The sequence below is a fragment of the Candidatus Accumulibacter aalborgensis genome, assembly GCF_900089955.1.
Taxonomy (GTDB): Bacteria; Pseudomonadota; Gammaproteobacteria; order Burkholderiales; family Rhodocyclaceae; genus Accumulibacter; species Accumulibacter aalborgensis.
Window position 1 is genome coordinate 13,049 of sequence record NZ_FLQX01000174.1, and the last position, 13,501, is coordinate 26,549.

The 13,501-nt window shown below is 64.8% G+C and carries 7 protein-coding genes; 2 read left to right on the forward strand and 5 right to left on the reverse strand.

All coding sequences use genetic code 11. The features are described 5' to 3' along the window. Positions 1-4: 4 nt before the first annotated feature. Both ACCAA_RS21430 and ACCAA_RS21435 read left to right on the forward strand, forming a co-directional pair. Positions 5-3,133 carry a multidrug efflux RND transporter permease subunit gene (locus ACCAA_RS21430; protein WP_186409278.1) on the forward strand — a complete coding sequence of 1,043 codons (3,129 nt, stop codon included), beginning with the start codon at positions 5-7 and terminating at the stop codon, positions 3,131-3,133. Between the two features lie 26 nt (positions 3,134-3,159). Further along, positions 3,160-4,656, forward strand: coding sequence for an efflux transporter outer membrane subunit (locus ACCAA_RS21435; protein ID WP_186409279.1), 1,497 nt, complete (start codon positions 3,160-3,162; stop codon positions 4,654-4,656). A 65-nt stretch (positions 4,657-4,721) separates the two neighbouring features. On the opposite strand, the gene ACCAA_RS21440 is transcribed toward ACCAA_RS21435, so the two are convergent. From ACCAA_RS21440 to ACCAA_RS21460, 5 genes are all read right to left on the reverse strand, one after another. Further along, complete coding sequence (locus tag ACCAA_RS21440; RefSeq protein ID WP_186409280.1) at positions 4,722-5,306, reverse strand: Uma2 family endonuclease; 585 nt, start codon at positions 5,304-5,306, stop codon at positions 4,722-4,724. Between the two features lie 256 nt (positions 5,307-5,562). Continuing rightward, complete coding sequence (locus ACCAA_RS21445; protein ID WP_186409281.1) at positions 5,563-7,518, reverse strand: peptidase domain-containing ABC transporter; 1,956 nt, start codon at positions 7,516-7,518, stop codon at positions 5,563-5,565. Beyond that, positions 7,511-9,676, reverse strand: coding sequence for a peptidase domain-containing ABC transporter (locus tag ACCAA_RS21450; RefSeq protein ID WP_186409282.1), 2,166 nt, complete (start codon positions 9,674-9,676; stop codon positions 7,511-7,513). Before ACCAA_RS21450 ends, ACCAA_RS21445 begins: the two co-directional genes overlap by 8 nt. Then, on the reverse strand, positions 9,673-10,200 hold the full coding sequence (locus ACCAA_RS21455) for a hypothetical protein (RefSeq protein ID WP_186409283.1): 528 nt from the start codon (positions 10,198-10,200) through the stop codon (positions 9,673-9,675). Before ACCAA_RS21455 ends, ACCAA_RS21450 begins: the two co-directional genes overlap by 4 nt. A gap of 21 nt (positions 10,201-10,221) precedes the next feature. After that, the gene (locus ACCAA_RS21460) at positions 10,222-13,500 is read right to left on the reverse strand and encodes a lantibiotic dehydratase (RefSeq protein ID WP_186409284.1); all 3,279 of its coding nucleotides are present in this window, start codon (positions 13,498-13,500) and stop codon (positions 10,222-10,224) included. Position 13,501 lies beyond the last annotated feature (1 nt).

Genomic DNA, 13,501 nt, shown 5'->3' on the forward strand with positions numbered 1-13,501 from the left:
GTTCTTGCATATCTCCGCAATCTTCATCTGCCGCCCGGTAGCTACCACGCTGCTGACGCTGGCCATCGCGCTCCTCGGCGCGGTCGCTTTCCGGTTGCTGCCGGTTTCACCGTTGCCGCAGGTCGATTTTCCAACCATCTCGGTACAGGCGTCGCTGCCCGGTGCCAGCCCCGAGACGATGGCGGCCACCGTGGCGACGCCGCTCGAACGTTCGCTCGGCGTTATCGCCGGCGTGACCGAGATCACCTCGAGCAGCTCGCTCGGCTCGACGCGCATCATCCTGCAGTTCAACCTCGACCGGAACATCAATGGCGCTGCGCGTGACGTGCAGGCGGCGTTGAATGCCGCGCGCAGCCTCTTGCCCAGCGGTCTGCCGAGCAATCCGACCTACCGCAAGGTCAATCCGGCCGATGCGCCGATCATGATCCTCTCGCTGACCTCGGACTCATTGACGCGCGGCCAGATGTACGATGCCGCTTCGACCATCCTGGCGCAGAAGATTGCGCAGGTCAAAGGAGTTGGCCAGGTCAGCGTCGGCGGCAGTTCGCTGCCGGCGGTGCGCGTCGAACTCAACCCCGGTGCGCTGTTCCGCGCCGGCATCGGCGCCGAGGCGGTGCGCACGGCGATCGCTGCCGCCAACGCCAACCGGCCCAAGGGAGCGCTCGAAGAGGGCGACCGGCAGTGGCAGATACTCGCCAACGACCAGGCGACGAAAGCGGTCGACTACCTGCCGCTGATCGTCGCCTGGCGTAACGGCGCTGCCGTCCGCCTGGCCGATGTCGCGCGCGTCGAAGACTCGGTACAGGATCTGCGCAATGCCGGCCTGGCCAACGGCAGGCCGGCGGTGATGCTGATCCTCAATCGCCAACCCGGCGCCAACATCATTGAAACCGTCGATCAGGTCAAAGCACTGCTGCCGCAGTTGCGTGCCTCGATACCCGCGGCCATCGACCTCAAGGTGGTCATGGACCGCACGCCGACCATCCGCGCCTCGCTGCGCGAAGTCGAGCGCACGCTGCTGATTTCGATCGTGCTGGTGGTGATGGTGGTTTTCCTCTTTCTGCGCAACGGCCGCGCCGCGCTGGTGCCGATCGTCGCCGTGCCGGTATCGCTGATCGGCACTTTCGGTGTCATGTACCTGGCCGGCTACAGCCTGAACAACCTGTCGCTGATGGCCTTGACCATCGCCACCGGCTTCGTCGTGGACGACGCCGTGGTGGTGCTGGAAAACGTCTCGCGCCACATTGAAGACGGCATGAAGCCTTTTGCTGCGGCCTTGCAGGGGGCGAGCGAAGTCGGCTTCACCGTGCTCTCGATGAGCCTTTCGCTGATCGCCGTGTTTATCCCCATTCTGCTCATGGGCGGCATCGTCGGGCGATTGTTTCGCGAGTTTGCCGTCACCCTGTCGGCAGCCATCCTGATCTCGCTGCTCGTCTCGCTGACCACCACGCCGATGATGTGCGCGCGCTTGCTGCGTGCCCAGCCAAAGGATGAACGGGGGCGACTGGCGGGCTTCGGCGAGCGCGTCTTCGCCAAACTGCTCGACGGCTATCGCCGCTCGCTCGACTGGGCGCTGGAGCACAACCGCATCACGCTGCTCGTCCTGCTGGCCACGGTGGCGTTCAATATCTACCTCTATGTCATCGTTCCCAAGGGCTTCTTCCCGCAGCAGGATACCGGCCGGCTGACCGGCAACATCCAGGCCGACCAGAGCATTTCCTTCCAGGCCATGCGCGACAAGCTCGGCGCCTTTGTCGACATCGTCCGTCAGGACCCGGCGGTAGACAATGTCATCGGCTTTACCGGCGGCGGCCAGATCAATTCCGGGCAGATGTTCGTCGCCCTGAAACCGCTCTCCGAACGTGATCTGTCGGCCGACCAGGTGATCGCCCGCTTGCGCAAGAAGCTGGTGCACGAACCGGGGGCGAGTCTCTTTCTGCAGCCGGTGCAGGACATCCGCGTCGGCGGCCGCGCGGCCAGCGCGCAATACCAATTCACGCTGCAAGCCGACGCGATCGACGAACTGCGCACCTGGGAGCCGCGCATTCGCCAGGCCCTGAGCCAGTTGCCCCAACTGACCGACGTCAATACCGATCAGCAGGACAAGGGACTGCAAACCTCGCTGATCGTCGATCACGACGCCGTCGCCCGCCTGGGCCTGAACCAGAAACTGATCGACGCGACCTTGAACGACCTCTTCGGCCAACGCCAGGTTTCAACGATCTACCATCCGCTCAACCAGTACCGCGTGGTCATGGAGGCCGCGCCGCAATACGGGCAAGGCCCGGACAGCCTGAAGGAGGTCTATGTGATTGGCAGCGATGCCAAGGGGGCGCCGACGCAGGTACCGCTGAGCGCGTTTGCCCGCTGGGAGGCGACGGCGACGCCGCTGACCGTCAACCACCAGGGCCAGTTCGCCGCGTCGACGATTTCCTTCAACCTGCCGGTCGGCGTCGCGCTGTCGGACGCCAGCGCGGCGGTCGCCGCGACGATGAAGAACCTCGGCGTGCCGGCGTCGGTGCATGGCAGCTTCCAGGGGACAGCCAAGGTCTTTCAGGACTCGCTCGCCAACCAGCCGCTGCTCATTCTGGCGGCGCTGGTCGCCGTGTATATCGTTCTCGGCGTCCTCTATGAAAGCCTGATCCATCCGATCACCATCCTCTCCACGCTGCCCTCGGCGGGTGTCGGCGCGATCCTCGCCTTGCTTGCCTGCCAGACCGACTTTTCGGTCATCGCGCTGATCGGCGTCATCCTCCTGATCGGCATTGTCAAGAAGAACGCCATCATGATGATCGACTTCGCCCTGCAGGCGCAGCGGCAACACGGGCGAGCGGCGCGCGAGGCGATCCGCGAAGCGTGCCTGCTGCGCTTTCGGCCGATCATGATGACCACCCTGGCGGCTTTGTTCGGCGCGCTGCCGCTGGCGCTGGGCAGTGGTGATGGCGCCGAACTGCGCCAGCCGCTGGGCATTTCGATCGTCGGCGGCCTCATCCTGAGCCAGTTGCTGACGCTCTACACGACGCCGGTGGTCTATCTGTATATGGATAGGCTCAGCGCGCTTGGCCGGCGCTGGCGTCAGCATCGGCGGCCAGCGTCTCCGCCCCCGGTCGCCGCAGGCAGCGTGCTGCGATGAGCATGAAACGAGAAGCGAGAGCTGCCATGACACCCACCCCACCCCGGCGAATCCCGTGCACCGTGCTTCTGTGCGCGCTATCGACGCTGGCCGGATGCGCCGTCGGCCCCGACTACCAGCGGCCCGCCGTCGCTGCGCCGGCCCAGTACAAGGAACTGTCGGCTTGGAAGGTCGCCGAACCGAGCGACGAAGCGCCACGCGGCAACTGGTGGGAGATCTATGGCGATGCGCAACTGAACGCGCTGGTAGCCCAGGTCGAGGTCGCCAATCAGAATGTCGCTGCCGCCGCAGCGCAATATCGGCAAGCCCGTGCGGTGGTCGCAGCGGCGCGCGCTGCCTGGTTCCCGGTCATCGCCACCGATTTCACGCTCAGTCGTGGACAGGGGACGGTCGGCACCTCGGCGACGGCAGCGAGCAATGCGGTCATCGTCGGCGCACCGATACGCAACACCGCTCGGCTGTCGCTAGACGCCAGTTGGGAAGCCGATGTCTGGGGTCGCATCGGACGTGGCGTCGAGTCTGATACGGCGGCCGCCCAGGCCAGCGCCGCCGATCTGCAGGCGGCACTGCTCAGCGCCCAGGCGGCACTGGTGCAAGCCTACATCGAGTTGCGCATCAACGATGCCCAGCAGCGCTTGCTCGACGAAACCGTGGTCGCTTACCAACGTTCGCTGCAGATCACGCGCCACCGCTACGCGGCCGGCGTCGCCGCTCGTCTCGATGTTGCCCAGGCCGAAACGCAACTGAAAGCCACCGAAGCGCAGGCCATCGACCTCGGCGTGCAGCGCGGCCAACTGGAGCACGCCATCGCCTTGCTGATGGGTCGGGCGCCGGCCGACTTTGCACTGCCGCCGACCGACACGCTGCCATTGTTGCCCCAGATCCCGGTCGGCCTGCCGTCGGCCCTGCTGGAACGTCGCCCCGACGTCGCTGCGGCGGAGCGGCGAGCCGCCGCCGCCAACGCGCAGATTGGCGTCGCTCAGGCGGCATTCTTCCCGGCGCTGACTTTCAGCGCTTCCGGCGGCTATCAGACTTCGAGTCTGTCGCAGTTGCTGACCCTGCCGAATCGCTTCTGGTCACTCGGGCCGGCACTGGCGCTGACGCTGTTCGATGCCGGCGCGCGCTCGGCGCGGAAGGAGCAGGCAATGGCCGCCTACGACCAGAGCGTCGCCGGCTATCGTCAGGCCGTTCTGACCGCTTTCCAGGATGTCGAGGACAATCTCGTCGCCTTGCGCATTCTCGCTGAGGAGGCCGTGGTACAGCGCGAGGCAGCGCAGTTTGCCGCCGAGTCGCTGCGTTTGACCGACAATCAGTACCGCTCGGGTACGGTCAGCTATCTCAACGTGGTGATTACGCAGGCGGCGGCGCTGGCGACACAACGTAACAGCCTCGATATCACCGGCCGCCGCCTGTTGGCCAGCGCTGCGCTGCAGAAGGCACTGGGCGGCGACTGGCGGGCGGCGGAGACGACGGAGCAAGAGACTTCGTTGATGGCAAGCCATCGCATCCGCGAGGGATTGTAGGCCCCCAACAGGGTCTCGAAGAGGGGAGCACAGTGGAGGCTTCGGTCGGCACGGCCTGCGGTGCCTTAATGCTCTTGCCCTCCCAGATCTTCAAAAACCACTTCCAGCGCTATCTGGATACCCAGGCTGTTGAGTACCAGGCCGCGCGGGCTATCGCTGGTCACCAGCAGCCAGTCATCGTTGGCCTGGCGGCGATAAACCTCGATCTGGTGACTGCTTGGATCGATGAGTGCGTATTCCTCAAGGCTCGGTAGCTTTCGGTAGGCCAGGAACTTGTCGCCCCGATCATAATTCGCCGTCGCGGGAGACAGGACTTCGATGATCACCTTGGGGTGGCGCATGGCGAGGTCGGCAGCCAGGTCTTCCGGGTGGCAGGTGACGAGGACATCGGGGTAGTAGCTGTGGTCTTGATCGACGAGCACCTTCATGTCGCTGATGAAGGCCTGGCAGGGACCGCCTCTCAGCCGCTCTTTCAGCGCGGCGAAACAGTTGCCGGCGGCAATCACATGCGTCCGCCTTGCGCCGACCATGCCGTAAACCTCATGCCGATAGACCTCGCCCGCGTGCAGTTCGTACTTTTCCGCCTGTTGCGCTTCCCAGGTCATAAATTCGGCAAGCGACATCTTGCTTCGTTCGGCAGGCAGGTTCATGGCTTTGGTCCGATGCTTGCAATGGCACAGCACTGATTCTAAGCGACTTCACTAGTCATGAGGCGAGCTTGCTGCCGAAGGACAGGAAATCCAACGGCACCATTCCCGGCGCTCGTGGCAGGCCACTGTTCGGCTGGCGTGGCGAAGGCTGACGAACTGGCAGCCGTACCGAGGGCGAGGCCCTGGTCTGCACACGGTCGTAGGGCGCAATAAGCAACGCGCATTGCGCCGGCTAGAGGCGCTGCCATGCGCTTCGCTAATTTCCGCGCGCGTCGTGGCTCGCACAAACAATCGTCTTGTCGCGCAGCAATGGGCTTTGACTGAGCGCCGCGCGGCGCAGCGAATCGATGTTGGCCATGGCTTCATCAAGCAGCAGGATAGGCTTTCCGGCAGCCAGCACACCGGTCAGCGCGATCAACTGGCGCTGACCGGCGGAGAAATTGCCGCCGCCTTGCGCGAGCAGAGTGTCGTAGCCCATCGGTAAACTCTCCACGAGTATCGCCAGGCCGGTCAACTCGGCGGCCGCCATCAGCGCTGCAATGGGCATGCCGCCGGAGAACAGCCGCAGGTTGTCGAGGATGCTGGCGTTGAACAACTGCACGGACTGGGGCAAGTAAGCCATCAATTCGCGCGCTTCGTGCGGGGTACGCCCGGCGATGGAGATGCTGCCACGTTGAGGCTGGTAGAAACCGGCAATCAGCCGCAGCAGGGTCGTCTTGCCGGATCCCGAGGGCCCGTCGAGGTGATGGAAGGTGCCACCTTCAACGGTGAGGTCCAGGCCGGAGAAGATCCACGGCGAGTCGGCGCGATGGCGAAACCAGAGCTCGCGGACTTCAATCGACCCGCCGCCCGCCGCAGTCCGAGTAATCGCGGGTGCACGTGGCAGCGGCGTCTGCGCCAACAAGGATTGCGTTTCGTGCAGTAGCGGCCGAACCGTGCAAAAGGTCACCACCGTGCGGCCGAGATTGCCGAGCGCGGTGTGGAACGCTCCCGCCATCAGCGTAAACGCGATCAACTCGCCGAGTTGCAGCGACCCTTGCAGCACACACCATCCGCCCCAGATCCAGAGTCCCTGGAACTGCAACTGGCCCAGCAGGTCGAGAATGACGTGCGAAACGAGCCCGAGGCGCTCCTCACGCAGTGCCAGCCCGCGTTCGCGCCGAAACTCCTGAAGCCAGCGATCGACGCCTCGATCCTGCGCGCCAGCGGCCTTGAACATCGCAATGTGAGTGAAGATCTCGGCCGCGTACTCACGCTCACGCGTCAGCGCTTCGACAAAATGCTGCTGCACGGCCTCCTGCCGCCGCCCGACGAGAATGGTGACTGCCATTGCCAGTCCTCCGACGGCGGCCACCAGGACCGTCGGCGCCGCCATCTGCCGCGCCATCAGCACCAGGAACGCGGTCGCGGTCATGCCGCCCAGAGCGGCGGTCAGTACTTCGCCGGTCAGCAAATCGCGCGCCGTGGCAATACCCTGAAATGCCTGCAACAACTGGCCGAAGGACTTCTTTTCCAGGAATTCGTATGGCATTTGCATGACGTGCGCGAGCATCCCACGTTCGAGCAGTGCATCGAGACGGGTCTGCAGTGACTGCGCGACCCGCCGCTCCAGCCAGTTCGTCCAAGCCTGCATCACCGCCACGAGCAGCATGCCGCAAACGATCGCCCACAACAGGTTCGTCGCGCCGTCTGGCAGCGCACGATCGACCAGCACCCGTGCCAGTTGCGGTACGACAAGGCTCAGACCCTGCGCGAGAAGCGCGAACAGCGCCGTCAGATAGAACGCTCGCCGGTGCGACCAGGCAAGGCGCAGCAGCCGCGACGACAAAGACGCGCCGGCCGGCAATTCAGTGATACGGTCGAGAGCGAGACCGTCAAAGATCTCTGCGAGGCGCTCACTCGACAGCGCACACGATGTTCCCCTTTCGTCCTCGACCACCCAACCCAGACCGCGCCGGCCGGTGAGCAGCAGCCAGCGCGCATCTTGCGCGCTCAACAGACAGGGTATTTCCACGTCTCGCAAGGCAGCGAATTCGACGTGAGCCAATCGCGCCTGTACGCCGTGTGCAGCGAGCAGGCGCAGCAGGAAGTCGGACGCTGAGCCGTCGCGCCGCGCAACGTCAGAACCTGTGGTCGACGCACCGATGTTCGCCAGCAGTCGGCGCGCTGCGTCTTCCGTGGATAGTGACGGCACGAGCGCCGCGTTAGTCACCGGCGCGATCCAGCGAGTCGAGCAGCGAGCGAAAGAGCCCCTGTCGATCGCTGAGTTCGGCGAACGTGCCCTGCTGCACGATGCGCCCGCCGTCGACCACTATGATGCGATCGGCGTCACGCACGGTAGCGAAGCGGTGGGCAATGACGATGCGCGTGCAGTCTAGCGCGCCGAGATTTGCGTGCACGCGCCGCTCGGTGGCGGCGTCGAGCGCGCTCGTCGCTTCGTCGAGCACGAGCACGGCCGGTGTGCGCACGAGCGCGCGCGCAAGACATAGTCGTTGGCGCTCGCCGCCGGAGAGCTGCATGCCATCTTCGCCGAGCAGCGTTCGATAGCCACGCGGCAGCGCGATGATGACGTCGTGTACGCACGCCAGCCGCGCTGCGGAGCGCACCTGCTCCGGCAGCAGGTCGGGGTCGCCGAAACCGATATTGTTATACACGGTATCGCGCAACAGGCTCGTCTCCTGGAGAACGGCGCCCATGCGCGCGCGAAGTTTCACCAGGTCGTAGCGGCGCATGTCGATGCCGTCGAAGGATAACGTGCCCTCGCTTGGCGCGAGCATGCCGAGCAGGATTCGCGCGAGCGTGGTCTTGCCGGCACCCGATGGGCCGACAATGGCGATCTTCTCACCGGGTCGGATGTCCAGGTGGATGCCGCGCAGTACCCACCGCCCGCCGGGCGCATAGCGAAAACCGACACCGTCAAGGCGGATTTCGCCGCGCAAGGAAGCGGCATCAAGGTCGCCGCTCGGCTCCGCAGCAGCGTCGGTGACGTCACCCAGCCGCGCGAGATACGAACCAAGGTATTGCCAGTTTGCCCAGCTCTCAATCAACGAGTTGAAGGGCGTCAGGTAGAGCCCCTGCAAGGTCAGGAACGCCGAGAACACGCCGAGCGACATCCGGCCATCGATGACTTCGTAAGCGGCCATTCCGTTGACCGCGGCAGAACTGACGGCGCTCAACAGTGCCGTCAGTGCCACAGCGGTGTTGTCGAGTTGCAGGCGCGGCAGGCTCGCGTTGGCGCGCTGCACCACGCGTTCGCTCCACCGCCGGATGGTCACCGACTCCGCCGACACCGCGCGGATCGTTTCCAGTCCGGTAAGCGATTCCACCAGCGTGCTGCCGACGCCGCTCAAGGCCGCCAGTTCCGCTGCGACCGCTTGCCGGTTTAGCCCGCGCAAGGCCAGTTGCAGCAACGCGCGTGCTGCGCCGATGCCGATCACCAGCAAACCGAGTGGCCAGTGATAGACGAGCATCAGCGCGCCGTAACTCAGGATAAGGAGGCTATCAAGCACCGCCGCGGCGATTTGCGCACTGAGGACGTTGCGCAAATAGGTATTGCTTTCGAGGCGCTGGAGCAGATCACCCGGATTGCGTTGCAGGAAAAAACCGATGGGCAGGCGAACAAGGTGACGCATGAAGCCCGACAGGAGGCGCAAATCGAGCGCGGTTTGCAGCGTACCAAGTACCCAGCCGCGCGTGAATTGCACCAAGCCCTGGATCAACACGGCCAGGCCGAGCGCGAGCGCCAGCACCCAGAGCCACGAATCCTGCTGCCTGGTGACCACGTCATCGATCAGGACCTGCTGGCCGACTGGAAACGCGAGGCCGGCGAGTTGAAGTACGAGCGAGAAAGCGACGAGCTGACCTATCGTTGCGGAATGCTCATGCACCAGTTCGCGGTAGCGATCGAGCTTGGGCGCGCGAGGCATTCGCGGACGCAAGCCCGGGCCGGGTGTAAATACCAGCACCGCTCCGGTGAACGACTTTGCCAAGGTGTCGCGACTCACTCTGAGCCGGCCGTGCGCGGGATCGACGAGGCGTGCGCCGCCGTCTCGCTCCAGTCGCTCGAGGACCACGAAGTGGCTGAACTCCCAATGCAGAATCGCAGGCAATGGCAGGTCCGCCAGCGCTTCGAGTTCGGCGCGATAGGCGCTGCTCTGCAAGCCGAAACTCTCGGCCGCCCGCAAGATCGCCAGTGCATTGACGCCGTCACGCGACACCGCGCAGGCTTCGCGCACTTCCGGCAGCGGCGCGTGGTGCGCATGGTACGCGAGGACCATGGCGAGACACGCTGCGCCGCATTCTACGGCTTCGAGCTGCGCGATGTACGGCACGCGCGCGGGCCAACCGGCAACGCGGCTGAAGAAGTTCATTGGCGCACGGTATCAAGCATATAGGCTACGAGTCGCCGGCGCCCTATGGTCGCCTGGACAGTGACCGGCGTGCCGCTCGACAAGCGCGTTGTGGTCAGCGAACCCTGGGGCGGCGAAAGCACTTCAACATCGACGCGCAGCAAGGCACCCCGCGCGCCCGCTTCGACGGCGACGATGCGTCCGTCCCAGGCGCCGGACACAGGGCGCGGGGATGCGCGCAACTCCAGGCGCACGCGATCGCCGATACGCAGCAAGAGCGCGTCGGCGGCAGCGAATTCGGCGCTCACGCGGATCGCACCCGAGTCCGCCGGCACGCGCACCCACCCTTCGGCGCGCTCGGTGACGTCGATTTCCGCCATTACGACGAATGTCGCCGCCAGGCCAATCACCACCGTGGAGACCAGCAAGACTGCCCACGTCCACGGCGGCGAGGCGTGCAGCAGAGCGCTGCTTTCGCGATCACGGAAATGATGCGCGATGGCTTCTTCGCGGAAGAGTCTTGAACGGGAAGGATCGTTGGCCATGTCGCGCGGCTACCGGAAAATTCAGGATCGCGGAGCTTCTTGGCCAACAGCGCCGGCACGCGCCAGCGCCGAGCCGTAGAGTCGCACCAGGAATTCGTAGAGCACGAACTCCTGCGTGCGCTGCGCGGAGCGCAGCAGGCGATTGACGAACATGTGGATCAGACTGTGTGCCACATTGTCCAGCGGCCGTGACAGGCTGCCCAGCGCTTCCCGTCCGGCCATCTCCGCGATCAGATCCGCGCCCCGGTGGCTGCGCAGCGCCAGTGCCTCAAGCCCGGCGCGCAGCGCCGGCGCATCGGGGTTGGCACGCTCGTCTACGAGCTGCTCAATCGATTTGCGTTCCTTGCGGAAACGTTCCGTGAGCCAGCCCTGGGTCGCTTTCCCTCCGCTGTGCAGTTCGCCAGCGTAGGCATCGCGTGCACAGCGAGCGAATTCGCTTCGCCGGGCAAGATCGAAACCGAAATCGCGCAGGTAGTGGTCGACGCCGGCGAGCGCGAGCTGCCAGCGGTGCGTAGCGCCCTCGTCGCCCGGACACTGGCGCATGATGTCGAGTGCAGCGTCGCTGTCGAACTCGAACAGCCGCTCCGCGTGGCCAATATAGAGCGGACCACCGTAGCGATCGGTTTCCCGCTGGTAAGTGCCGAGTTCGATTCGCCATAGCCGCCCGTTCTGCAGCATCGGATTCAGATGCCGGTAGAACTCGGGCAGTGCCTCTCCACACAAACGCAACGGATCGCCGCGCAACCGCACGCGCAGGTGCGGATCGGGGTCGCCGTAGCGGATGAAGAACCAGCCGCCGATGACCCCGCGCGCTTGTAAAGTCGCCACGCCGGGCGCTACACCTTCCAGCAACACCCGATCAGCCGTACCCTGACCGCCGTAGAGCTTGAAATACAACCATTCTGACCCCGGCGCGAAAGTTCCTGCCATCGCTGTCTCGCGGTCAACGCCGGCCAGCGCGGAAGTCCGAACGGGTTCTTTGTCATGGCGCACGCGCAACAGCGGCAGCACGACTTCGTGCGTAAAGCGGCCTTCTGGCCCGTGCACCGCGAGTTCGTCTGCACCCGGAAAGTTTTCCGCCAGAACGAACGACGAGCGTCGTTTCACGAGGTCGCAAAACGTTTCGATGCTCAGCACGTTGTCGAGATCGAGCAGGAGTTCGCTATGGTGATCGACGAGCAGGGTGAAACGGGGCAACGCGCGCTCCCTGCGCCATCGCTGCACGCGCCGAAATCGCTCCACGCCTGTCGCTGCGAGCAGCGGTTTGAGGTCATCACCGTCGACGGTCCATTGCGCCCGCGCCAACACCGCACGACCGTACGACACGCGCGGCAGGAATCGCTCGCCCGCCAGAGGGCCCCAACTCCAGCCGAGCCAGTTCTGCACCTGCTGGTCCTGCAGCGCGCCAAGGAACTGGCTCACTCCGAGGGTGGCGGCAAGATCCAGCGCGCTGCTGAAACTCGGCATTACCTCCCGGCCGTGTTTGACGGAATGGAGAATCACGCGCTCGCCCGAAACGGATAGTTCGAGGTCGGCAACCGTGATCTGCTTGTGCACATCGACGCCCGCGCGCCCGAGGAAAGCGATCTCGTGCTCGCGCAACACCGGCCGCATGAGCACGTTGCCGCTGCGACCCTGCGGAAGATGGACCAGTTCTGCGAAGATCACCTGGGAGCGATAGTCTTCTTCGGCGCGCATGTGTTCCCGCGTGCGCTCATGCAGATGTGCATCGCCGTGACAAAACCGTCCCAGCATGCGCGACCCAGGCGGTCCGTAACAGCCTCGGAACAACAACTTGTAGTCGCCGCGATCGACCGCTTCAGCGGAAGCAGCAGCGAGCGTCACCATGGCCGCCGCCGAATCGGGGACGGCGGTGGACCTGGTGGCGGCATCTGTTCCCAGAGCCTTGACGTCGGCATCGTCCAGCGCCCATTCATCGACGCCTGCGGCCAGAACCTGCTGCAGGCGTTTGAACAAGCGAACGTCGCGCGCACTCCAGCTATCCGCAGCGCCATTCACCGCACTTCCGCTGACAAAATCCTTGAGCAGCGGCGCGTCGGCGGCGTTCGACTCCGCTACCACGGGAAACCCGATGCCCGTTTCCGGATCGAGCGCTTCCATCAGCGGCACACGTCGTTCCTCATACCTTGCCACAAAGGCGGCACGAAACGCCGCCAACGCGTCACCTTCCGGTACCTGGACGATTCGCCGCAAGACAGTCGTGCAGCGCGCGATTTCGTCAGCAACACCCAAGCCGAGCATCAATCGCGGCGCCGGTTTGAACAGATCAACCTGCAGCAGGCGCGACAAATCGGGCGCTACCGGCAACGCCTCCAGTTCCTGGGCCAGCGAGCGGTAGCGCTCGGGCGCGTGGCCCATGCCGGCGCGATCGAGCGCGTGCAAGTGCGCTGAGCAAGTGCGCAGAATCCGGCCCGCGACTGCCGTTTCGGCACAGTTTTCCAAGCGCGCCGCCAAGTCATCGCTCGGGTCGCCCCCGGTAATCAGCGGTTCGAGATCGGACACGAGTATCTGACTGTCGATCAGTTCGTGTACAAACGCTTCCGCCTCGGTGAGCGACACCTCTGCTTCGCAAGCCAGCGGCTCGACCAGCTTAGTCATTGGCGCGCCGGCATGAGCGCGCTCCAGCGTACTCAGCAAATGCGGTGTCTCGGCGACGGCGACAAGCTTGTAGCGGCGATAGCCATTCTCGTCGACGGAATACTCCGTGTAGCGCAGGCGGCCAGCCGCGCGGTACAGGCTGGTATTCGGGCGCAGCGTCAGCGTGCGGCGGAGCATCGTTGACTTCTGGAATTCGTTCGCCAGCCGGGCAAGATAATCGCAATCCAGGCGCGTCATGCGGCGCGCGGTGGACAAGGGATCGAGGGTGAGCGTCGTCGACTCTCCGAAATGTCCCACGGAATGCCCGGCAAACAGGCCGAACGGCGTTGCGCGATGCGACATGCGTTGAAAGTAACGCACCAGCACCAGTTCGGCGCGCCCGCCTCGATCGCTATCCGGATCGCGCAGCCAGTATTCGAGGCTCTGGTCGAGTGTAGGCGAAGCGAGAAACAGCGCTTCACGGATTTCCGGCCGGCAAATCAACTGGCGCAAGTCGGCACGCAAGCGCTCCTTGTCGGCATCTAGCGCCGCGGCAAGCAGCGCCGCGTCTTCCCACACCGTCGGCGCCTCGAGCGCTCGCGCCCATCGCAAGTAGTCGCTGAAGGGCAGTGTTGGCGTGCGCAGCGCAAAAAAATCAGCGGCATGAAACAGCGGGGCCGGCTGCGTGTCACGCTTCGACATG

Coding starts and splice junctions, on each gene's coding strand:
- ACCAA_RS21440 (WP_186409280.1), bottom strand. CDS start 5,306: ATGAACCTGCCTGCCGAACGAAGCAAGATGTCGCTTGCCGAATTTATG.
- ACCAA_RS21455 (WP_186409283.1), bottom strand. CDS start 10,200: ATGGCCAACGATCCTTCCCGTTCAAGACTCTTCCGCGAAGAAGCCATC.
- ACCAA_RS21435 (WP_186409279.1), top strand. CDS start 3,160: ATGACACCCACCCCACCCCGGCGAATCCCGTGCACCGTGCTTCTGTGC.
- ACCAA_RS21460 (WP_186409284.1), bottom strand. CDS start 13,500: ATGTCGAAGCGTGACACGCAGCCGGCCCCGCTGTTTCATGCCGCTGAT.
- ACCAA_RS21450 (WP_186409282.1), bottom strand. CDS start 9,676: ATGAACTTCTTCAGCCGCGTTGCCGGTTGGCCCGCGCGCGTGCCGTAC.